The organism is Enterobacter sp. HG048 (assembly GCF_024702055.1).
Taxonomy (GTDB): Bacteria; Pseudomonadota; Gammaproteobacteria; order Enterobacterales; family Enterobacteriaceae; genus Enterobacter; species Enterobacter dykesii.
On the sequence record NZ_JANLIZ010000003.1, the window covers coordinates 93,464 to 111,386 of the forward strand.

The following is a 17,923-nucleotide window of genomic DNA, read 5'->3' on the forward strand; positions in this document are numbered from 1 at the left end:
CTTACGTCTTCCGGGTGAAAAACAGCGTCACCGTGGCGACGGTGACGCCAAATTTCTTCATCTCAGTTTTATTAAACAGATGGGTCTCATCCTGCAGGTACATCCAGTCGTCAAACTTCAGCAGCCAGGTGCTCCCGTTGGCTTTTACATTCATGCTGTAATGCCAGTTAAAGGCGTTGCCTGCGGCCTGCCCCGTGGCAACCCCGTCAATGTCCCCTGCCGTCCCCTCGTAGCGATCGTTCCCCACGCGCCGGATGTGCCAGACCCGCTGCTGCTTCTTGCCATCGTCGTAGACGAAGTGCTCGTTGAGCGTCAGCGTATCGCCGATAACGTCTCCGGCAATTTCAACGTGGAAGCGGCGGATCTGCTTGCCGCTGCGATCCTGCACCATCCCCCACGCTTCGGTTTTGCCCTGGAAGTAGTGGAAGATATCAAGCCGCGGCTGCTGCTGGCGATACTCGGCCACTTCAGTGCTACAGCCCGCCAGCAGCATCGTGAATGCCAGCGCCATCATCAGGATACGTTTCATTTTTGGCCTCCGATTAACTGCTGACGCAGCTCAGGATATTGTGTGCGGGGATCGAGCCAGATGGCCAGAAAACGGGTGCTGAACGCTTCAGACTGGCGCGGTCCGAGTGGAATAAAGGATGTTTGCGCCGCTGATGCGCGATACCAGAACTGCCCCTCCCCATCGTTGAGAACAAACGCCAGCTGTGAGCCCGGGCGGACATCCGGCCACAGCGACTGGAGCATCCGTAGCCAGGCTTCGCTTTGCGGTTCCTGCGTCAGGACCCCCTGCGCCTGCCACTGATCGCGGGTCGCCTCGACCAGTTCATCGCGATCGATGTCGCGCGCATAGGTAATAATCAGCGCCTGATCCTGGTCCTCCCGACCATAACGCCCGTCGGGGGTGCGGAGCTGAGAGGTATAGACCGCGAACGGCCCCCAGGTAAGCGTGGCGTCTCCCACCTTCCGCCACGCCAGCCAGTCGGCGGCCTGGGCAACGGGAACAACCAGCGTAAGACAAAGCAGCAAAAATGCAGCTCTCATTTTTGTCTCCCCATCAGCAGGTGGAAAAACAGCATCAATACCAGCCACCCCGGCGCCATCCAGCTGACGACGATAAAGGTTGGCTCCAGAAACGTGATGGCACCCAGCCGCTCGCCAAACAGATAAGCCACCGGCCCCCCCACGGCGGCCAGCAGGGTCAGCAACCAGCCGGGCAACGTGGTGGTGCGCGTCAGCTGCGTCCAGACGGAGGCAAACATCAGCCATAATGCCACCATCCATAGCGGCATCAGGGACTCGCCCGTGAAGGCAATCAGTCCCGTCAGCGCCCAGAGCGTATCCAGCAGACTCCCCGCCGCGGCCAGCCCAATGGCGTAAAACCGGTATACAGGCGGCAAGAGCAGACACGCCAGGATCGCCAGCGCAATCCAGAAAATCAGGCCCTGTTCGCGAAAGATCACCACCAGCGCCCAGTAAAGATCGAACGCGACGGCCAGCAGGAAGACCTGAAGATATCGTCTCATACGCGCTCGGCGGTCAGCTGCACCACGCTAATGGTGCGAGCGTTAAACCCGGCTTCACAGTATCCAAAGTAGTACAGCCACATGCGGCGGAACCGTTCATCGAAGCCGAGCTTTTCAATCTCCTGCCAGGCATGGACAAACCGCTGCCGCCAGTGGGCCAGCGTGCGGGCGTAGTCGGGGCCCATGTCGAAAAGATTGCGCACTACGAAATCGGTGTGGCGGGTCATCAGCTCGTTCATCGCGGTGATGCTCGGCAGGAAGCCGCCGGGAAAAATGTAGCGCTGGATAAAATCGACGCTTTTGCTGTAGTCGCGATAGCGCTGGTCCTGAATGGTAATGGCCTGAATCGCCATCCGTCCTCCCGGGCGCAGACGCGCCTGGCAGGTGCGGAAGAACGTGGGCAGATAGCGTTGCCCGACGGCCTCAATCATCTCTATCGAGACCAGCTTGTCGTACTGTCCGGTGAGGTCGCGATAGTCGCAGAGCAGCACCTCAACCCGATCCTGCAGCCCGGCGCGGGCGATCCGCTCTGCCGCCCAGATGAATTGCTCCTGCGACAGCGTGGTGGTGGTCACGCGACAGCCATAATGACGGGCGGCGTATTCCGCCATCGCGCCCCAGCCGGTGCCAATTTCCAGCAGGTGATCTGCCGGGCTCAGCGCCAGCTGTTCGCACAGGCGCGCCATTTTCGCCTGCTGGGCCGCCGTGAGATCCTGCTCATCCTCAGTAAACAGCGCGCTGGAATAGAGCAGCTCTTTATCCAGAAAATGGGCATAGAAGGTATTGCCCAGATCGTAATGGGCGGCAATATTTTCACGCGCCTGCGCGCGGGAGTTACGCCGCGTCCAGTGGCGTATCCGCTCCAGCGGCCTGCCGAACAGACGGAACCCGTTTTCCAGACGGCCAAGCACCTCGCCGTTGAGCGCGAGCAGCTCCAGAAGCGGCGTAAGTTGCGTGGTTTCCCATTCGCCGTCCATCCAGGCTTCTGCCGCAGCAAGGCTCCCGCCCGTTAAGACGCGCCAGTAGACGCCGGGCGTGAGGATCTGCACGTCGGCGTGCAGCGCGGAGGATGTCTCACCAAAATGAAAGGTCTGCGCCCCTTCACGCAGCGTGAGCGAGCCGCCGCGAATACCGCTTAGCAGCCTGAAAAGCAGCCAGCGCGCGATGCGTACATTGCGCGGGATATCGGGTTCTAACGCAAAGACGGGATCGGTCATGAGCGTTCACTCCTGCTGACGGGATGGTTATACAGCGGCACGCGCTTGAGCCACAGGCGCAGCGCCTGCCAGTAAATGGCAAAAACGGTTTTCAGGGTCATGAGCGGAATGCGCAGCAACAGCGAGCGCAGCGCGGGGCGCGTCAAAGGCTCCCGGCGCAGCGCCAGCGTGGCGTCAAAAACCTTCGCTTCCTGATGATTTTCAATGTGCATATGCAGCGTGTTATCCGGGTCGTTAAAGCGCCAGTGGTAGATCATGTCCATCGGGTTGAAGGGGGAAACGTGAAACGCTTTTTCCGTCGGCTGCGCATCCTGTCCGTTGACGGCATAGTAATGGCGTTCATTCCACGGCGTGTTGCGAACCTCCGCCAGCACCCAGCGCAGCGTCCCCTTCCCGTCGTAGCAGTAGTAAAAGTTGACCGGATTGAAATGAAAGCCGAAATAGCGCAGCTGCGTCAGGAGCATCACCCGCCCGTCCGGACGTTCCCCGGTCAGGCTCTCCAGCCTGCTCAGCACGTTCTCTTTGAGCGGCGTGCCGAGCGGATAGTCCGCGTCGTGGAACGAGGCGGCGGCAAAGCGATTGCGCCGCACGCCGACGGACGGCAGCAGCGGCAGTTCATCGAGATCCAGCCAGGCCATAAAGACGCTGTAGCTGAATTCGTGTGTTTTCGGCTGAAGGCGGCGGTGGCGTAATACGCCGTGGTAGAGGCAGCTGTTCATCTCAGTTCCCCTCTCCGACCGCTATCGCGTTGACCACGTCCAGCGCGCTGCGCACGCCGTCTTCATGAAAACCGTTGTACCAGTAGGCCCCGCAGTACCAGCTCCGGTTATGACCGTTGATCTCGCCGCGCCGCGCCTGCGCCCGCCAGCTTTGCGGGTTAAACAGCGGATGTTCATAGACAAAGCGTTGCAGAACGAAGCGTTCATCCACCGGCGCGTCCGGGTTGAGGGTGACGCAGAACAGCGGACTATCCTCAGGCAGCCCCTGCAGGATGTTCATGTTGTAGGTGACGCAGGCGCTGGTCTGCTCCTGCGCGCTCAGGCGGTAGTTCCAGCTGGCCCACGCGCGCCGCCGCTCCGGCAGCCAGCGCGGGTCGCTGTGTAAAATGACCTCGTTGCGCTGCCAGCCGATATCGCCCAGCACCTCGCGCTCTGCGGGCGTCGGGTCATCAAGCATCGCCAGAGCGCTGGCGGAGTGGCAGGCAAAAATCACCCGATCGAAGGTATGGCTGCCGTTTTCAAGCTGAAGCGTAACCCCGTGCTCGTGGCGGTTCACCCGCTGCACCGGTGAATTGAGATGCAGATTCAGACGGTCGCCCAGCTTGTCGAGCATGGCGCGGATATACTCCCGCGAGCCGCCCGGCACCACGTACCACTGCGGGCGCTGGGTGATATCCAGCAGCCCGTGGTTCTGGAAGAAACGTAAGAAAAGCGGCAGCGGGAAACGCTTCATCTCCTGCAGCGACGAGGACCAGATGGCGGCCCCCATCGGCAGAATGTAGTGGCGCGCAAAAAACGGCGTGAAGCCGTGCTGTTCCAGAAACGTTTGCAGCGTGGCGTTCGGGTCCACCTCCCCCTCCAGCGCCTGCTTTGCCAGACGATTGAAGCGGACGATCTCCCCGAGCAGCCGCCAGAATGCAGGATTCACCAGGTTTCGGCGCTGGGCAAACAGCGACGTCAGGGTGTGGCCGTTGTACTCCAGCCCCGTCGCCGGATTGTGCACCGAAAAGCTCATCTGCGTTTTTTGCCCGCTGATGCCCAGCTCGCTGAGGAGGCCCATAAAGCGCGGATAGGTTCGATCGTTGTAGACGATAAACCCGGTATCGATCGCGTATGTGCCCTGTGGCGTCGAGACGTCAACCGTTGCGGTATGGCCGCCGGGCGTGGCGCCCGCTTCAAACAGGGTCACCTGATGGTGCCCGGCCAGGCGCCAGGCGCAGGTCAGCCCGGCGATGCCGCTGCCGATAATTGCAATATTCATGAACGCACCATCCTGCGCAGCAGCGCGCGCTGAAGAAATGCCGGTAACCCGGAGAGCGCACGCAAAATAAAGCCGAACCCGGTGGGGAACGCGATATGCATTTTCCCTGCCGCCAGCCCGGTACGGATCGCCTTGACCGCCTCGTCAACGCTCACCCTGCCAGGCATGGCAAAGTCGTTTTTGCGCGTCAGCGGCGTATCAACAAAGCCCGGCGAGACCACCGTGACTGCAATTCCTTTTGGCTCCCAGTCCAGGCGCAAACTCTCGGCAAACCAGCTCAGGGCCGCTTTGGACGCGCCGTAGGCCTCTGCCCGTGGGAATGGCAGCCAGTGGGCCATAGAACTTACCAGCACCACGCGGTTGCCAGCCGTCAGCTGCGGCTGCAGCGCGTCAAGACAGTTCACCGGGCCAAGGAAATTTGTCGCCATAACCCGCTCCACCAGCGCCGCGTCCACCACGCCTCCATCGAGATATTCGCAGGTACCGGCGCAGAGAATTATCAGATCGGCGTAGCTGCCGGTCAGCGCCTGGCGGCAGGCGTCCCTGTCGGTCATATCGAACAAGCGAACGGTGAGATTGGGGCAGGTCTGATGCAGCGCGTCGAGGCGCGCCGGATCGCGTCCGCAGGCAATCACGTGGTAGCCGTCTGCGGCAAAGGATTTCGCCAGCCCGGCGCCAATACCCGAGCTTGCGCCGGTGATCAGCACCGTTTTCATGATTTGACCCTCCGCTTCACGCCGCGTACCGCCCAGCCAAGCAGAGGAAGATGTTCGTAGATCATCTCTCCCGCATCGTAGTAGTCGCGCTGGTGGGTGATGAGATCGTTTTCCGTCTCCACCACCGAACATCCCGGCAGTTCGAGCGGCTCGCCTCCGGCAATGCGCGGATGCGACCAGTGCATGACCCAGGTCACAGCAAACCGGTTCTCGCTGCACAGCGGCGTATCGATGGTAAAACGGCAATGCTCGACGTTGGCCAGCAGATGGGTGAAATAGCGCTGAAGCGCGAAAATCCCGTCATGTTCGCCAAACGGATCGATAAGCGTGGCATTCGAATGGTAAAGCCCGACCAACGCCGACGGCGGCTGGCTATCCAGTGCGGCGTAGTACTCAACAAACCGACTCACGACAGAGGGCAACGTACTCATGGGTCACATCCTGGCTGTAAACAACGTGGCGTAATCGCATAATTAAAACTTACACAATTACTGTTATTTGTCCAAGTTTGTGTCGATCTATTTTTTATTTTGAATACATATCAATCATTTAAAGGAAGGCAAAAGAGTGGATTTTTAGGCCGGGTAAGGCGTGGCCGCCACCCGGCTTTAACTTTCAGGATTTCCTTAAGGCAAATTCGCCGGTCTTCTTCCAGGCTTATCCTTTTTAATTCATACGGATGCCTGACATGAAACGTTTCTTTCTCTCCCTTTTCTCCAGCCCGGAATCCTTACTGCAGGTGATGAGCCAGCAGGAAATCATTGAAGCCGTCGAAGATGGCGATCGCATCATTATCGACCAGGACGGGAACGCCTCCGTGAACTACAAAAGCAACGAGGTGCGGCAGGATTTTCTGCGTCACGTCAACATGCTGAAGAGGGCCTGATATGGGAACGGCGATATTTATGGTGCTGATGGTATGCGGGTACTGGTACACCAGCCGCGACCTGTCGACCCGCTTTAAAATCAAGCGCTCCTTTGGCTGGGACGTCTATTTTCTTGTGGCGCTGTACGGCTGTATTTTCGTTCTGCAGGGGGTGATTGCCACCGGTCTGCTCTGGCTGCTCCTGCTCGCCCTTTCCGCCGCCAATAACGCTTTTCACTTTGCCTCGCCGAAATATACCGACTGGCAAATCGACTTTATGAACTGGAGTTTTTTAGGCATTCAGGCGCCGGTGGTCGTGATGCTGGCGTTCGCCATCCTGTTTTGCCTCTACCGCTCTAACTGGGCAGGCAGCGCCAGGCTGGACGGCGAAAGCCGGAAAAAGCTCTACAAACGTCTGGCGCAGTCGAGCGGTATTGAACAACTGCTGTATCAGTGTATGGAGCAAGGGGAACTGGCGCAGGTCACGCTCCGGTCGAGGCGGATTTACGTCGGCATGATCCACACCGCGACGCTGGAATATGAAAAAACGGCCAATATCGTGCTGATCCCGATGTTAAGCGGGTACAGAGATGCGAAGACGATGAACTTTCGCATCGAGAATAACTACAGCAGGTGGTATGCGGAGCATGACATCACGCTCGACTCCGAGCCCCGCAGCGCCATGTCATTCCGCAAGGTGATTTTACTCAATCAGATTGAGAGCCTCTCGCTGTTCGATCCCGCCAGCGCCAGCGCGCTATCGCTGGCGCAGCGGGACGAGAGCTCTCATTCTAAAGAGATATCCCCATAATCCTGAGTATGCTCTGCTGCAAGGGGTCATGGACGCTCTCCGTGCTAAAACCCGCGTTAACGAAAGGCGAATGACAACAATTTAAGGTGTCATTCCCCGTTGGGAATGTTGAGAGCACTTCCATCGGTTGCCTGGCTCGCGTAATTCTCGCGCTTTTCTGCCCATTTCAGCATGGCATCAAGCGCCGGACATAATGCCTGCCCCCAATCGGTGAGGCGATATTCCACTTTCGGTGGCACTTGCGGGTAGACCATCCTCGAAACGATACCATCGGATTCAAGTTGCCTGAGCTGCTGCGCCAGCATCTTCTGGGAAATACCGGGGATCAGTTTTTCGAAATCAGAGTAGCGCTGCACTTTTCCGTCGAAAAGATGAAAAAGAATAATTAATTTCCAGCGGCCTTCCAGCAGCCGTAACACTTGCTCCACGCCGCTCGCGGCAGATTCCGGACTATATAACTTACTCATAATTCAGTAGCTCACTTTTTCGTGCGTACTTGTCAATTTCTCAGTCTATGTTGAATATACCTGTACTGTAAATAACGGGAGTACAAGGTTATGTCATTAGACATTGATTTTAAAGGCAAACGCGTGCTTGTTACCGCTGGCACGAAAGGGCTCGGAAAAGCGGTCGTCGGGCTTTTAAAACAGCTCGGTGCAACGGTATTCACCACTGCGCGCCACGAGCCGGACGTAGATGTCGCAGATACTTTTGTCGCCGCTGACCTTACGACGGTCGCAGGATGTGCCGCTGTCGCATCTGCAGTTCAGGAACAGATGGGAGGCGTCGACGTGATTATCCATGTTGCGGGCGGTTCAACCTCACCCGGTGGCGGTTTTGCTGCGCTTGGCGAAGAAGAGTGGCAGCAGGAGCTCAATCTTAATTTGTTGCCTGCAGTACGCTTAGATCGCGCCCTGCTTCCCGGAATGCTCGCGCAGGGAAATGGGGTGATTATTCACGTGACGTCTATTCAGCGCGAACTGCCGTTACCGGAATCAACAACGGGTTATGCGGCGGCTAAAGCAGCCCTCTCAACATACAGTAAAAGCCTTTCAAAGGAAGTCTCACCAAAGGGCGTTCGGGTGGTGCGCGTTGCGCCCGGCTGGATCGAAACTGAAGCGGCAGTTGCACTGGCGGAGAGGCTGGCAAAGCAGGCAGGAACAGACTACGAAGGCGGCAAGCAGATTATTATGAAGGCGTTAGGTGGAATACCGCTCGGACGCCCTGCCAGACCGATTGAGGTGGCCAACCTCATCGTCTTCCTCGCTTCATCGCATGCTGCGAGTATCACAGGTACTGAATTTGTGATTGATGGCGGCACCATTCCGACAGTATAACGCGGGTGCTTAATCGGCTCGGTGCGAGAGTTGATTAAGCACCGGGGAATATCACTGTTCGGACAGTTTCTCCAGGCCCTTTTTTAACGCATGTCTTACCGTTTCTGAATCCATGCCCATTTGTGCATGAATAATTGCGCCGTCAATGAGCAGCATGATTTCATTGACGACGCGCTCATCAGCACTCTTAGTCAGCAAGGCAATAATTTTCTTTGTTTCTGACTTATGACTGCGGCATATCTCTTTAATTTCGCTTTCAATATCTTCCGATTTCGCCTCTGCGCTGGCGTTGATAAACGCGCAGCCGTGGAACTCGGGCGAAATAAACCATTCATAAAGCGTTGCAGATATCGCATCAGCAGGTATTTCGCCTTCATCGAGATGTCGACGCAGCGTGGTCTCAAACCAGTTAATCCATATTTCATGCCGATAGTGCAAATAGGCAAGAATAAGCAAGCTCTTACTCGGGAAATGGCGATAAAACGTCACCTTGGTCACTTTAGACGCTTTAATCAGCGTATCCACCCCCGTCGCCCTGAAGCCCGTGGAATAAAACAGATCGTGCGCCGTGAGTAATATTTTATCTCTGACGCTGATTTTTGCATCGTTGCCTGCGGGTTCTGTTTTCACTTTTGGCTAGCCTCAAAAAGAATGTTGACAGCGTTATTTTACAGGCATAGATTAGCGCAAGTAGACAGACCTGTCTACATAATATAACGCTGAGGTAATCGCAATGAACACACGCCCTCCTTTACCGCCCTTCACTCGTGAAAGCGCCATCGAAAAAGTCAGGCTGGCAGAAGACGGCTGGAACAGCCGCGACCCGGCGAAAGTCGCGCTTGCCTATACGCTGGATACCCAATGGCGTAACCGCGCAGAGTTCGCCACCAACCGTGAAGAAGCCCAGGCGTTTCTGGCGCGGAAATGGAAAAAAGAGCTAGACTATCGTCTGATTAAAGAGCTCTGGGCATTTACGGAGAATCGGATCGCGGTGCGCTATGCCTATGAATGGCATGATGATTCCGGCAACTGGTTCCGCTCTTACGGCAATGAAAACTGGGAGTTTGAGCCGGACGGACTGATGAAGCGCCGCTTTGCCTGCGTAAACGATATGCCAATAAAAGAATCCGAGCGCCTGTTCCACTGGCCGCTGGGCAGACGTCCGGACGATCACCCTTCGCTGAGCGATCTTGGCTTATAGGATTTTTGCATCACTCCGGGCCGCCCCGGAGTGATGAATTTACAGCGCGCCCAGCTGTTTCATCAGCGTCAGGTTGTCCTCAATATGCCAGTTAGCCACGATCTTACCGTCACCAATCTCATAAATATCCGTGGCGATAAAATCTATTTTCTGCCCATTTCCTTTCAGCTTGCCAAATGTTCCGGTAAATGTGCCGTAAAAATGTAAATGCGAAACCACGCGATCGCCTGAAATAATCATTTGCTCAACGTCACAACGCAAATCTGGTACGGCTGCGCGAAACGCACGGGAAGCTAAAATAGCGCCTTCCGGCCCCTGCTCACGCCCTTCCGGAGGCGTTTTATCAATAAATCCAGCCGCCAGGGCATCACGCGCCAGTGTTTCATTACCGGTATTCCAGAACGAGGCATATTCTCTGGCGACGGCTTCATTCGCCTTTAATTGAGCCTGTGGCAAGCTGGTGTCTGCAATAAGCTGCTTTGGCTTCACCCATTCTGCCTGGGCCGAATACGCAGCGCCCGACAACCCAATAAAAAAAAGCGCCGCAAGAACGGGACGTAAATATGTTGACCCCATGCCGGAGATACCGCCGATAATAAAGGTTTTATGGTTCATCATGTTTCCTCCTGCAGAGTGTACGTTGGGTAATCGGTATATCCCGTGGCGGTGCCGCCAAACAGCGTGGCGGGGTCGCGCACCTGGGCGAGAGGCAGCTGGTGCGCCAGCCGGTGGGGTAAATCCGGGTTGGCAATAAACGGCCGTCCGAAGGCAATCAAATCGGCATAGCCGACAGCAAGGATCTTTTCCGCTTTTTCAAGGTTATAGTTACCCGCGACGATAAGGGTTCCGCTAAACGTCTCGCGTAGCGATTGTCGGAACTGCTCTGGCACCTGCGGCGCATCATCCCAGTCGGCTTCCGCCAGGTGGATGAACGCAATCCCTTCTTGTTCACACCAGGCCGCGAGAGCGAGTATGGCTTCCGTCACCTGCGGATCGTTCATCCCGCGCTGGGTAATAAACGGTGAAAGGCGGATGCCCGTACGCTCGCGGCCAATGGCCTCGGCAATGGCGCTTAACACCTCCTGGGCAAAACGGATCCGGTTCGCCAGCGTGCCGCCGTACTCATCCGTGCGTTTGTTTGAGGTTTGCCGCAGAAACTGGTCGATCAGATACCCGTTTCCGCCGTGAACCTCCACGCCGTCAAACCCGGCCTGAACGGCATTCAGTGCCGCCTGACGATAGTCCGCGATGATGCTGTGAATATCCTTGCGCGAAAGGGTTCTCGGCTGCGGGCAGTCAACCATCTGGCCTTCGCCCTGTTCATTCACCACCCACACCTGCGCGTCCGGCGCCAGTGCTGACGGGGCGACGGGCAGACCATCCTGATGAAAGCTGGCGTGCGACATTCGCCCGACGTGCCAGAGCTGCGAAAAAATCACCCCGCCCGCCAGATGCACGGCGCCCGTCGTGAGCTGCCATCCTGAAACCTGCTCAGGCGAATGGATGCCGGGCGTCCATGAGTATCCCTGACCCTGAGGCGAAATCTGGGTGGCTTCCGTGATGATTAATCCGGCGCTGGCCCGCTGCCGGTAATACTCCGCCATCAGCGCTGAGGGAATATTTCCCGGCTGAATTGAGCGCGCGCGGGTCATCGGCGCCATGACGATACGGCTTTTCAGGTCTTGCTGACCCAGCCTGTAGCGTTCAAAAAGTGAGGTACGTTGCATGTTTTCATCCCTTATGGTTTGGATGAAATCACTTTACAGTCGGCATCTGATTTTGATAATTGCGCTAAAATCAGATGCACTTTTCGGAAAATATGAATAATGGGTAAACTTGAAGACATGGCGTTACTGGTGGAAGTTGCCGAGGCTGGCGGTCTTTCCGCCGCCGGGCGACGCCTGTCGCTTTCCCCTGCCACCATGACGGCCAGGCTGAAGGTGATTGAGGAGCGTTACCAGACGCGCCTGTTTCACCGCTCAACGCGATCCATCACGCTGACCCGCGCCGGGGAAGAGTTTTATCATGCCGCACTGCGCGTCCTGGAAGAGGTGCATCACGCCGAGTCGTTACTGACGCAAAAGGAAGGCGTGCTCAGCGGCAACATTCGCCTTTCTGCACCCTCGGACTTTGGCAGACAGTATCTTAGCCCCGCCGTCGTAGAATTCTCCCGACGCCATCCCGACGTTAAATTTTTCATCTCGTTAAGAGAACACGTTGAGGACCTGGTCGCTAACCGGCTGGATATGAGCGTGCGTTTTGGCAACCTGCCGGACAGCAGCCTTGTCGTCAGAAACATCCGCCCGAACCATCGGGTGCTGGTCGCCTCCGGGGCGTATCTTAACGAATGCGGCATCCCCGCCACGTTTGCCGATTTAGCCCAGCACCGGTTCCTGGCGCTTGAGTCTCAGGGCGTGGTGATGAACGAATGGCGCTTTGAAAAAGATGGCGAGGAAAGCGTCGTTCGCGTAGAGCCAGCCATGGTGTGCGACGACGGGGCATTGCTTCGTCAGTGGGCTCTCAGCGGGGCTGGCATTGCGGGGAAATCGTGGTGGGACGTCAAAGACGATGTTGAAACCGGACGGCTCACGGTACTGTTTGCCGACAGCTTCACCGGCTTTAGCCGATACGATCGCAAAGATGTCGGACTGCAGTTTGTTTACCCCCAGCGAAAGCTGCAGCCGCTTCAGGTTACGGCTTTTAGCCAGTTTTTTCTCGACTGGCTAAAAGAACATTAATTTGTCGCCAAAATAAGAGATAGCGCGCATTTCGCTGACACCCTCAGGACTACTCTGTGTGCGGTTTTCAGGAGGAACAAAACATGAAAAAGCTTCTGATATGTTGTTTGTTTGGTAATACCGCAAACTCTCTCGCCAAAAAGATGCAGTCTCTGGCAGAACGCGAAGGCTATCCGCTGATGATTAGCGCTGTTGGGCTGGATAACTTCGCCAGCGTCGCACCCGCTTTCGATGGTTTCCTCGTCGCGCCGCACATTCAGTACAAACTCGATGAGATAAAAGAAACGGTGGGTAATACGCGCTCAATCGCCATTATTGAGAGCCTGCCCTATGCCTCTCTCGACGCGAGGAAAGTATTGGATTTCGTGAAGGAACAGATGCCTGAACTGGCTGCCTGACAGATAAGGCCGCATCGGTTTTGCGGCCTCCTCAAACGGTTATGTTCAGTGCAAGGGAACTGCGCTGAAACCCTCGCTTTTATCAGACAGATAGATGCCGTAGTGCAAGAAAAATGGTGATACACTTACCGCACATGGTTGATCGTCCCGTCTGAACGGCGCATGGTAATATCGGTAACCAAATTACAAAATGGTCACTCGTTGTTAATCGTAGCCTGTCACGCTAAGCTTAAATAATGACTAAAAATATGAACCCCCCATCATCACGCGGCCCCCTTGACCACGCTGTCAGAGAGCAAATCGTCGAAGCGGCTTTTGAGCACTTCGGCCACTACGGCTATGAAAAAACCACCGTCGCAGAACTGGCGAAATCCATCGGTTTTTCAAAGTCCTACATTTATAAGTTTTTCGATTCTAAACAGGCTATCGGCGAGGTGATCTGCGCTAATCGCCTGGAGCTGATCATGGCGGCGGTGCTTTCCGCCATTGAGGATGCGCCGTCAGCAAGCGAAAAACTCCGCCGCCTTTTCAAAGCGCTCACCGAGGCGGGAAGCGAGCTGTTTTTCCACGACCGTAAGCTTTACGACATCGCCGCCGTCGCCGCGCGCGAGCAGTGGCCGTCGACAGAACGGTATGCAGAAAGCCTGATGAAGCTGATTGAGAGCATCATTATCGAAGGCAGGCAGGCCGGCGAGTTTGAAAGAAAAACGCCGCTGGATGAGGTCACTCAGGCTATCCACATGGTGATGTGTCCTTTTATCAATCCCGTACAGCTACAGTACAACCTCGAAATGGCTCCCACCGCGGCGGTGCTTCTCTCTTCACTCATTTTAAGAAGCCTTGCCCCCTAATTTGTGACCATTGACTTTTTTGGTCACTGGCCAGAAAATGCGGAAACCGTCCTGTTACGTCGAAAAGGTTTCCCATGCTCAGGCTTACTTCAGCCCGCGTTGCCGTTTGTCTCCTGCCGTTTGCCCTGGTGGCGTGCGGCGATATTTCCGCAAGTGACGATCCGCGCACCAAGCCACCGCTTGTCCGATCCGCATCCGTCGAGCTTGCGAACAACAGCGCCCGCGCCTTCACGGGCGTGGTGGTCGCAAGAACGCAAAGCGATTTAGGTTTCAGAGTCCAGGGAAAAATCCTTGAGCGGCTGGTCGATACGGGGCAGACCGTCAAACGGGGCCAGCCCTTGCTGCGCCTTGATCCGGTTGACCTGAAGTTACAGGCTCAGGCGCAGCAGCGCGCGGTGGATGCGGCTCAGGCGCGCGCGAGAAAAGCCTCCAGCGATGAGGCGCGCTATCGTGGACTTGTGGCATCCGGCGCGGTGTCTGCCTCGGAGTATGACCAGATCAAAGCGGCGGCCGATACGGCCAGGGCCGATCTCAGCGCCGCCCGGGCGCAGTCCAGCGTGGCGCAAAACGCCACGGGCTATGCCGTGCTGCTGGCGGATTCGGACGGCGTGGTTATGGAGACGCTCGCCGAGCCGGGTCAGGTCGTCAGCGCCGGACAGGTGGCGATCAGGCTCGCCAGAGCGGGGCAGCGTGAAGCGCTCGTCCAGCTTCCGGAAACGCTGCGTCCTGCCGTCGGCAGCGAAGCGCAGGCCACGCTGTATGGCAATGAAAAACATCCGGTCACCGCAACGCTGCGCCTGCTGTCTGACTCGGCCGATGCCGCGACCCGCACGTATGAAGCCCGCTACGTGCTGGATGGCCTGCTGGCGAACGCGCCGCTGGGGGCGACCGTCACGCTGAACATTCAGGACCATAAAGCGGAAGGTCAGGTCATGCAGGTCCCGCTGGCTTCGCTCTATGATGCAGGAAAAGGTCCCGGCGTATGGCGCATTTCCTCCCGGCCGGCAAAGGTCGCATGGACGCCCGTCAGGGTGCTGAGCGTGGGTGAAGATGCGGCGCAGGTCACGGGCGGCGTGAAGCCCGGTGAGAAGATCGTTGCGTTAGGCGCCCATCTTCTGCACGAAGGTGAGGTCGTCAGGCTTGCTGAGCAACGCAATGCCGCCCTGGCGGAGAACACACCATGAGCGGAAGCCGCTTTAACCTTTCGGCGCTGGCCGTCCGCGAACGTTCCGTCACGCTGTTTCTGATCGTTCTGGTCACGATTGCCGGAATTTACGCCTTCTTTGGGCTGGGACGCGCGGAAGATCCCCCCTTCACGGTTAAGCAGATGACGGTGATTACCGTCTGGCCGGGCGCCACCGCGCAGGAAATTCAGGATCAGGTCGCCGAGCCGCTGGAAAAGCGCCTGCAGGAACTCAAATGGTATGACCGTACCGAAACCTATACCCGTCCCGGCATGGCGTTTATCACGTTGTCATTGCAGGACAAGACCCCGCCAGCCGAAGTGCAGGAGGAGTTCTATCAGGCGCGTAAGAAGCTTGGAGATGAATCTCAGCGACTTCCGGCGGGCGTCATCGGCCCGATGATCAATGACGAATTCTCGGATGTCACCTTTGCCCTCTTTGCCCTGAAAGCGAAAGGCGAACCGCAGCGACAGCTGGTGCGCGATGCCGAAGGCCTGCGCCAGCAGCTTCTGCACGTTCCCGGCGTGAAGAAAGTGAACATTATCGGCGAACAGGCCGAGCGGATTTATATCTCCTTCTCCCATGACCGTCTGGCGACGATAGGGCTCTCACCCCAGAACATTTTCAACGCCCTCAACGGCCAGAACGCGCTAGCCGCGGCGGGTTCCATTGAGACCCGAGGCGCGCAGATTTTTATCCGCCTGGACGGCGCGTTTGATGAACTGCAGAAAATCCGCGATACGCCTTTTATTGCTCAGGGTAAAACGCTCAAGCTGTCCGATGTGGCAACGGTTGAGCGAGGCTACGAAGATCCCCCGACGATGCTGATACGCAATCAGCATGAACCCGCCCTTCTGCTGGGCATCGTGATGCGTGAAGGCTGGAATGGTCTGGCGCTGGGTAAAGCGCTGGATACGGAAACGGCGAAAATAAATGATAGCCTGCCGCTGGGCATGTCCCTGACCAAAGTTACCGATCAGTCCGTGAATATTCGCTCGTCGGTCGATGAGTTCATGATTAAATTCTTCGTCGCCCTGCTTGTGGTCATGGTGGTCTGTTTTGTCAGCATGGGCTGGCGCGTGGGAGTGGTCGTTGCGGCGGCGGTCCCGCTGACGCTGGCGGTCGTCTTCGTGGTGATGGAAGCCGCGGGAATAAACTTCGACCGCGTGACGCTAGGCTCCCTGATCCTCGCCCTCGGTCTACTGGTTGACGATGCCATTATCGCCATCGAAATGATGGTGGTGAAGATGGAGGAAGGTTACGACAGAATCAAAGCCTCGGCCTACGCCTGGAGCCACACCGCCGCGCCGATGCTGGCCGGTACCCTGGTGACGGCCATTGGCTTTACGCCGAATGGCTTTGCGCAGTCGACCGCCGGGGAATACACCAGCAATATGTTCTGGATTGTCGGCCTCGCCCTGATTGCCTCGTGGTTTGTCGCGGTGGTGTTCACGCCGTATCTTGGGGTGAAGATCCTGCCGGCGATCCCTAAAGTAGAAGGGGGTCATGCCGCCATCTATAACACGCCTCGCTATAACCGTTTTCGGCAGCTGCTTGCCCGCGTTATCGCCAGAAAATGGCGCGTGGCCGGGTCGGTGGTCGCCATTTTCATCCTGGCCGTGCTCGGCATGGGGCTGGTTAAAAAACAGTTCTTCCCGACCTCCGATCGCCCGGAAGTGCTGGTTGAGGTGCAGATGCCCTACGGTACCTCGATTGCGCAAACCAGCGCCGCTACCGCAAAAATAGAAGCGTGGCTGGGCCAGCAGCCCGAAGCCAAAATTGTCACGGCCTATATTGGTCAGGGTTCACCCCGTTTTTATCTGGCGATGGCGCCAGAACTGCCCGACCCGTCTTTTGCGAAAATCGTGATCCTGACGGACAGCGAGACGTCGCGCGAGGCGCTCAAGCTCCGGCTGAGGGAAGCTGTCGCCAACGGCCTTGCCCCCGAAGCGCGCGTGCGGGTGACGCAGCTGGTGTTTGGCCCGTACTCGCCCTTCCCGGTTGCCTGGCGCGTGTCGGGGCCGGATGTCGAACAGGTGCATGACATCGCTGACAGGGTGAAAGCCGTGCTTCAGGCAAGCCCGATGATGAGAACCGTCAACACTGACTGGGGTTCGCGCGTTCCCGTCCTGCATTTCACCCTCGATCAAAACCGCCTGCAGGCGACCGGCTTAACCTCCAGTGCCGTTGCCGATCAGCTTCAGTTTCTGCTCTCAGGCGTGCCCGTCACCTCCGTGCGGGAAGATATTCGCTCGGTGGAGGTCATTGGCCGCGCGGCGGGAGATATCCGTCTTGACCCGGCCAAAATTGAGGGCTTCACCCTTGTCGGCAATGCGGGACAGCGCGTTCCGCTGTCTCAAATCGGCAAGATTGAGATCGGTATGGAAGATCCGATCCTGCGCCGTCGCGATCGCACCCCGACGATTACCGTGCGGGGCGATATAGCTAACCATCTTCAGCCACCGGATGTGTCGGTCGCCATCATGAAGCAGCTTCAGCCGATTGTTGATGCGCTGCCGGCCGGGTACCGTATCGACATGGCGGGTTCGATTGAGGAATCGGGCAAAGCCACGCAGGCAATGATCCCGCTGTTCCCGATCATGATTGCCCTGACGCTGCTGATCATCATTTTGCAGGTACGCTCAATCTCAGCGATGGTGATGGTGTTCTTAACCGCGCCGCTGGGGCTGATTGGCGTAGTGCCCGTGCTGTTGATTTTCAATCAGCCGTTTGGCATCAACGCGCTGGTCGGTCTGATCGCCCTTTCCGGCATTCTGATGCGCAATACGCTAATCCTGATCGGTCAAATCGATCATAACCAGAGGGACGGTCTCGAGCCATTCCAGGCGGTGGTTGAAGCGACGGTCCAGCGCGCGCGCCCGGTCCTTCTGACCGCCATGGCGGCCGTGCTGGCGTTTATTCCCCTGACGCATTCGGTATTCTGGGGCACGCTGGCTTACACGTTAATCGGCGGAACGCTGGGCGGGACGATCGTCACGCTCGTCTTCCTGCCCGCGATGTATGCGATCTGGTTCCGGATCCGCCCGGCGGAACAACGCGTGCAGCACCCTGCAGAAAGCGTGTAAACTACCA

General features: G+C 57.3%; 21 protein-coding genes. 9 read left to right on the plus strand and 12 right to left on the minus strand.

The genetic code is table 11. The features are described 5' to 3' along the window. Window position 1: 1 nt before the first annotated feature. The 8 genes from NUX24_RS05855 to NUX24_RS05890 are packed head-to-tail and all read right to left on the minus strand — an operon-like array spanning window position 2 to window position 5,876. The gene (locus NUX24_RS05855; protein ID WP_257830221.1) at window positions 2-529 is read right to left on the minus strand and encodes a DUF3833 domain-containing protein; all 528 of its coding nucleotides are present in this window, start codon (window positions 527-529) and stop codon (window positions 2-4) included. Then, on the minus strand, window positions 526-1,050 hold the full coding sequence (locus NUX24_RS05860; protein ID WP_257830222.1) for a hypothetical protein: 525 nt from the start codon (window positions 1,048-1,050) through the stop codon (window positions 526-528). The genes NUX24_RS05855 and NUX24_RS05860 overlap by 4 nt, the downstream gene beginning before the upstream one ends. After that, on the minus strand, window positions 1,047-1,532 hold the full coding sequence (locus tag NUX24_RS05865; RefSeq protein WP_047651217.1) for a DUF2878 domain-containing protein: 486 nt from the start codon (window positions 1,530-1,532) through the stop codon (window positions 1,047-1,049). The genes NUX24_RS05860 and NUX24_RS05865 overlap by 4 nt, the downstream gene beginning before the upstream one ends. Next, window positions 1,529-2,749: a cyclopropane-fatty-acyl-phospholipid synthase family protein gene (locus NUX24_RS05870; RefSeq protein WP_257830223.1), complete on the minus strand. Its 1,221-nt coding sequence runs from the start codon at window positions 2,747-2,749 to the stop codon at window positions 1,529-1,531. Before NUX24_RS05870 ends, NUX24_RS05865 begins: the two co-directional genes overlap by 4 nt. Continuing rightward, window positions 2,746-3,468 carry a DUF1365 domain-containing protein gene (locus NUX24_RS05875; RefSeq protein ID WP_257830224.1) on the minus strand — a complete coding sequence of 241 codons (723 nt, stop codon included), beginning with the start codon at window positions 3,466-3,468 and terminating at the stop codon, window positions 2,746-2,748. Before NUX24_RS05875 ends, NUX24_RS05870 begins: the two co-directional genes overlap by 4 nt. Window position 3,469: 1 nt before the next feature. Next, on the minus strand, window positions 3,470-4,729 hold the full coding sequence (locus NUX24_RS05880) for an NAD(P)/FAD-dependent oxidoreductase (protein WP_257830225.1): 1,260 nt from the start codon (window positions 4,727-4,729) through the stop codon (window positions 3,470-3,472). After that, the gene (locus NUX24_RS05885; protein ID WP_047651213.1) at window positions 4,726-5,445 is read right to left on the minus strand and encodes an SDR family NAD(P)-dependent oxidoreductase; all 720 of its coding nucleotides are present in this window, start codon (window positions 5,443-5,445) and stop codon (window positions 4,726-4,728) included. The genes NUX24_RS05880 and NUX24_RS05885 overlap by 4 nt, the downstream gene beginning before the upstream one ends. After that, window positions 5,442-5,876, minus strand: coding sequence for a nuclear transport factor 2 family protein (locus NUX24_RS05890; RefSeq protein WP_047651212.1), 435 nt, complete (start codon window positions 5,874-5,876; stop codon window positions 5,442-5,444). Before NUX24_RS05890 ends, NUX24_RS05885 begins: the two co-directional genes overlap by 4 nt. Window positions 5,877-6,133: 257 nt before the next feature. Between NUX24_RS05890 and NUX24_RS05895 the strand changes: the two genes are divergently transcribed. Next, on the plus strand, window positions 6,134-6,331 hold the full coding sequence (locus tag NUX24_RS05895) for a hypothetical protein (RefSeq protein WP_023311615.1): 198 nt from the start codon (window positions 6,134-6,136) through the stop codon (window positions 6,329-6,331). Window position 6,332: 1 nt separating this feature from the next. Beyond that, on the plus strand, window positions 6,333-7,121 hold the full coding sequence (locus NUX24_RS05900) for a hypothetical protein (RefSeq protein ID WP_257830226.1): 789 nt from the start codon (window positions 6,333-6,335) through the stop codon (window positions 7,119-7,121). 89 nt (window positions 7,122-7,210) lie between these two features. On the opposite strand, the gene NUX24_RS05905 is transcribed toward NUX24_RS05900, so the two are convergent. After that, window positions 7,211-7,588 carry a helix-turn-helix domain-containing protein gene (locus NUX24_RS05905; protein WP_257830227.1) on the minus strand — a complete coding sequence of 126 codons (378 nt, stop codon included), beginning with the start codon at window positions 7,586-7,588 and terminating at the stop codon, window positions 7,211-7,213. Window positions 7,589-7,678: 90 nt separating this feature from the next. On the opposite strand from NUX24_RS05905, the gene NUX24_RS05910 reads away from it, so the two are divergent. Then, window positions 7,679-8,458 carry an SDR family oxidoreductase gene (locus NUX24_RS05910; protein ID WP_033145455.1) on the plus strand — a complete coding sequence of 260 codons (780 nt, stop codon included), beginning with the start codon at window positions 7,679-7,681 and terminating at the stop codon, window positions 8,456-8,458. Window positions 8,459-8,509: 51 nt separating this feature from the next. Here NUX24_RS05910 and NUX24_RS05915 read toward each other — a convergent pair whose 3' ends face one another. Next, the gene (locus NUX24_RS05915) at window positions 8,510-9,088 is read right to left on the minus strand and encodes a TetR/AcrR family transcriptional regulator (RefSeq protein ID WP_257830228.1); all 579 of its coding nucleotides are present in this window, start codon (window positions 9,086-9,088) and stop codon (window positions 8,510-8,512) included. A gap of 103 nt (window positions 9,089-9,191) precedes the next feature. Between NUX24_RS05915 and NUX24_RS05920 the strand changes: the two genes are divergently transcribed. Then, on the plus strand, window positions 9,192-9,659 hold the full coding sequence (locus NUX24_RS05920; RefSeq protein ID WP_047651208.1) for a DUF1348 family protein: 468 nt from the start codon (window positions 9,192-9,194) through the stop codon (window positions 9,657-9,659). A 39-nt stretch (window positions 9,660-9,698) separates the two neighbouring features. Here NUX24_RS05920 and NUX24_RS05925 read toward each other — a convergent pair whose 3' ends face one another. Then, the gene (locus tag NUX24_RS05925) at window positions 9,699-10,235 is read right to left on the minus strand and encodes an ester cyclase (RefSeq protein ID WP_047651288.1); all 537 of its coding nucleotides are present in this window, start codon (window positions 10,233-10,235) and stop codon (window positions 9,699-9,701) included. A 38-nt stretch (window positions 10,236-10,273) separates the two neighbouring features. Further along, the gene (locus NUX24_RS05930; RefSeq protein WP_257830230.1) at window positions 10,274-11,386 is read right to left on the minus strand and encodes an alkene reductase; all 1,113 of its coding nucleotides are present in this window, start codon (window positions 11,384-11,386) and stop codon (window positions 10,274-10,276) included. A gap of 99 nt (window positions 11,387-11,485) precedes the next feature. On the opposite strand from NUX24_RS05930, the gene NUX24_RS05935 reads away from it, so the two are divergent. From NUX24_RS05935 to NUX24_RS05955, 5 genes are all read left to right on the plus strand, one after another. Beyond that, the gene (locus NUX24_RS05935; RefSeq protein ID WP_257830231.1) at window positions 11,486-12,397 is read left to right on the plus strand and encodes a LysR family transcriptional regulator; all 912 of its coding nucleotides are present in this window, start codon (window positions 11,486-11,488) and stop codon (window positions 12,395-12,397) included. Between the two features lie 83 nt (window positions 12,398-12,480). Continuing rightward, the gene (locus NUX24_RS05940; protein ID WP_047651206.1) at window positions 12,481-12,795 is read left to right on the plus strand and encodes a PTS sugar transporter subunit IIB; all 315 of its coding nucleotides are present in this window, start codon (window positions 12,481-12,483) and stop codon (window positions 12,793-12,795) included. A gap of 236 nt (window positions 12,796-13,031) precedes the next feature. Beyond that, entirely contained in the window at window positions 13,032-13,646 is a 615-nt protein-coding gene (locus NUX24_RS05945) for a TetR/AcrR family transcriptional regulator (protein WP_126328458.1), read from the plus strand. A gap of 74 nt (window positions 13,647-13,720) precedes the next feature. Then, window positions 13,721-14,830, plus strand: coding sequence for an efflux RND transporter periplasmic adaptor subunit (locus tag NUX24_RS05950; RefSeq protein ID WP_257830233.1), 1,110 nt, complete (start codon window positions 13,721-13,723; stop codon window positions 14,828-14,830). After that, window positions 14,827-17,916: an efflux RND transporter permease subunit gene (locus NUX24_RS05955; protein ID WP_257830234.1), complete on the plus strand. Its 3,090-nt coding sequence runs from the start codon at window positions 14,827-14,829 to the stop codon at window positions 17,914-17,916. Before NUX24_RS05950 ends, NUX24_RS05955 begins: the two co-directional genes overlap by 4 nt. Window positions 17,917-17,923: the final 7 nt, after the last annotated feature.

Excerpts from the sequence above, each read along its gene's own strand:
- NUX24_RS05875 (WP_257830224.1), bottom strand. The coding sequence starts at position 3,468 with ATGAACAGCTGCCTCTACCACGGCGTATTACGCCACCGCCGCCTTCAG.
- NUX24_RS05920 (WP_047651208.1), top strand. The coding sequence starts at position 9,192 with ATGAACACACGCCCTCCTTTACCGCCCTTCACTCGTGAAAGCGCCATC.
- NUX24_RS05940 (WP_047651206.1), top strand. The coding sequence starts at position 12,481 with ATGAAAAAGCTTCTGATATGTTGTTTGTTTGGTAATACCGCAAACTCT.
- NUX24_RS05870 (WP_257830223.1), bottom strand. The coding sequence starts at position 2,749 with ATGACCGATCCCGTCTTTGCGTTAGAACCCGATATCCCGCGCAATGTA.
- NUX24_RS05860 (WP_257830222.1), bottom strand. The coding sequence starts at position 1,050 with ATGAGAGCTGCATTTTTGCTGCTTTGTCTTACGCTGGTTGTTCCCGTT.
- NUX24_RS05890 (WP_047651212.1), bottom strand. The coding sequence starts at position 5,876 with ATGAGTACGTTGCCCTCTGTCGTGAGTCGGTTTGTTGAGTACTACGCC.
- NUX24_RS05930 (WP_257830230.1), bottom strand. The coding sequence starts at position 11,386 with ATGCAACGTACCTCACTTTTTGAACGCTACAGGCTGGGTCAGCAAGAC.
- NUX24_RS05950 (WP_257830233.1), top strand. The coding sequence starts at position 13,721 with ATGCTCAGGCTTACTTCAGCCCGCGTTGCCGTTTGTCTCCTGCCGTTT.
- NUX24_RS05925 (WP_047651288.1), bottom strand. The coding sequence starts at position 10,235 with ATGGGGTCAACATATTTACGTCCCGTTCTTGCGGCGCTTTTTTTTATT.
- NUX24_RS05905 (WP_257830227.1), bottom strand. The coding sequence starts at position 7,588 with ATGAGTAAGTTATATAGTCCGGAATCTGCCGCGAGCGGCGTGGAGCAA.
- NUX24_RS05945 (WP_126328458.1), top strand. The coding sequence starts at position 13,032 with ATGACTAAAAATATGAACCCCCCATCATCACGCGGCCCCCTTGACCAC.
- NUX24_RS05880 (WP_257830225.1), bottom strand. The coding sequence starts at position 4,729 with ATGAATATTGCAATTATCGGCAGCGGCATCGCCGGGCTGACCTGCGCC.
- NUX24_RS05885 (WP_047651213.1), bottom strand. The coding sequence starts at position 5,445 with ATGAAAACGGTGCTGATCACCGGCGCAAGCTCGGGTATTGGCGCCGGG.
- NUX24_RS05910 (WP_033145455.1), top strand. The coding sequence starts at position 7,679 with ATGTCATTAGACATTGATTTTAAAGGCAAACGCGTGCTTGTTACCGCT.
- NUX24_RS05855 (WP_257830221.1), bottom strand. The coding sequence starts at position 529 with ATGAAACGTATCCTGATGATGGCGCTGGCATTCACGATGCTGCTGGCG.
- NUX24_RS05895 (WP_023311615.1), top strand. The coding sequence starts at position 6,134 with ATGAAACGTTTCTTTCTCTCCCTTTTCTCCAGCCCGGAATCCTTACTG.
- NUX24_RS05865 (WP_047651217.1), bottom strand. The coding sequence starts at position 1,532 with ATGAGACGATATCTTCAGGTCTTCCTGCTGGCCGTCGCGTTCGATCTT.
- NUX24_RS05935 (WP_257830231.1), top strand. The coding sequence starts at position 11,486 with ATGGGTAAACTTGAAGACATGGCGTTACTGGTGGAAGTTGCCGAGGCT.
- NUX24_RS05900 (WP_257830226.1), top strand. The coding sequence starts at position 6,333 with ATGGGAACGGCGATATTTATGGTGCTGATGGTATGCGGGTACTGGTAC.
- NUX24_RS05955 (WP_257830234.1), top strand. The coding sequence starts at position 14,827 with ATGAGCGGAAGCCGCTTTAACCTTTCGGCGCTGGCCGTCCGCGAACGT.